The organism is Xanthomonas maliensis (assembly GCF_009192945.1).
GTDB classification, from domain to species: domain Bacteria; phylum Pseudomonadota; class Gammaproteobacteria; order Xanthomonadales; family Xanthomonadaceae; genus Xanthomonas; species Xanthomonas maliensis.
Window position 1 is genome coordinate 1 of sequence record NZ_NSET01000132.1, and the last position, 575, is coordinate 575.

Sequence of the window (575 nt, forward strand, 5' to 3'; positions counted from 1 at the left end):
GTGGGCTCGGGCGACCTGAAGGCGCATCAGGTTCGCGGTGCGGTGGAGATCGGCAAGGTCGGCTCGGGCGCGGTGAAGCTGCGCAACGTCGCCAAGGGCGTAAGGATCGGCAGTATCGGCGCAGGCGATGTCGAAATTGCCGATGTACAGGGCAATGTCGCGGTCGATGCGATCGGCTCCGGCGACCTGGATGTGCGCAAGGTGCGCGGCGACTTCAGCGTGGCGCGTCGCGGCAGCGCCGATATCGATGCACGCGACATCAGCGGCGCCACCCGGCTGCCGCTCGACGATTGACCAAGACGTCAGTAGACCAAAGGGGCTCATCATGAAGGTCACTCATTCCATCGCCCTGCTGGCCGTGTTGCTGGTGGGCTGCAACGACAAGAACGGCTCCAGCAACGCGGCTGAGCCCAAACCGACCGTGCAGATGAATGGCAGCGGCGTCATTTTCAATGGCAAGAGCATGACCATTCGCCGCGACAACCTGCCACCGGCCACGATTTCTGCCGACGGCGCGCTCAGTATCGACGGCAAGTCGGTCGCGCTAGACGATGCGCAGCGACAGGCGATGCGTG

General features: G+C 64.2%; 2 pseudogenes. Both read left to right on the top strand.

Going from position 1 to position 575, the window contains the following annotated elements:
* Positions 1-294: pseudogene (locus CKY51_RS22550) on the top strand (hypothetical protein); the annotation flags it as partial.
* 31 nt (positions 295-325) lie between these two features.
* A pseudogene (locus CKY51_RS22255) lies at positions 326-575 on the top strand (DUF2884 family protein); the annotation flags it as partial.